Annotated in this window: 1 protein-coding gene; it reads left to right on the forward strand. The window is 37.8% G+C overall.

The genetic code is table 11. The features are described 5' to 3' along the window. The first annotated feature begins 67 nt into the window (after positions 1-67). The gene (locus tag FDK13_RS35210) at positions 68-958 is read left to right on the forward strand and encodes an IS1595 family transposase (protein ID WP_137344681.1); all 891 of its coding nucleotides are present in this window, start codon (positions 68-70) and stop codon (positions 956-958) included. Positions 959-973 lie beyond the last annotated feature (15 nt).

Raw genomic sequence — 973 nt, forward strand, 5'->3', positions numbered from 1 at the left:
TTTATTGAATTAGGCACTTGCTAAATAAATATAAAATGCTTAAATTGATTGATAATAAGCACTTTATATGGAAAAAAGATTCAAAAGTTTGTCGTTATTTGAGTTTCAGACCCGGTTTCCTGACGAAGATAAATGTAGGGAATATTTGGCCAATTTGAAATGGGAAAAAGGTTATAAATGTCCCAAATGTGGACACGAAAAATATTGTTCTGGGATTAATAAATTTGACCGGCAGTGTACAAGTTGTAATTATCTGGAATCGCCCACGGCCGGCACTCTTTTTCACAAGAGTAAACTGCCAATTTTGAAAGCGTTTTACATCGTTTATTACGTATCAACTTGCAAAAATGGCATTAGCAGTACTGAGTTAAGCAGAAAATTAGCGCTCCGTCAAAAGACCTGCTGGTTATTCAAACAGAAAATAATGAAAGGTATGGAGAGCAGCAAAAGCTTTCTAATGGAAGGGAAAGTAGATGTGGATGAAACCTATGTCGGCCAGCAAGATGACCAGGCAATCGGGCGAAATGAGGGCAAGAAGAAGATAATGGTGGTTGCCATTGAAAGAAAAGGCAAAGGTGTATCAAGGATGTATGGACGTGTAATTGAGACCGCTAGCAAAAAGAATCTTAAAAAATTCATGGAAGAGCATATCAATTCCGATGCAGATGTTCGAACAGATGGCTGGACGGGATACAAGGGATTGGAAAAAGAATTCCCTAAACTACTGAGAGAAAAGTCAGAGAAAAAAGGGAAGAATTTCCCGCAACTACATCGTAGCATTATGATGTTTAAAGCCTGGCTGCGAGGAGTTCATCATTCCGTTCATTATTTGCAGTCGTATATCAACGAATATACATATCGTTTCAACCGGCATAAAATGAAAGAAGGCATATTTGAAAACCTAATGAAAAGGATGATTTCGGCCCCGCCACACCCCTATAAAATGATTATTGGCTAAATGCCTAATTCAATA

The organism is Dyadobacter frigoris (genome assembly GCF_005280585.1).
In the GTDB taxonomy this organism is placed as follows: domain Bacteria; phylum Bacteroidota; class Bacteroidia; order Cytophagales; family Spirosomataceae; genus Dyadobacter; species Dyadobacter frigoris.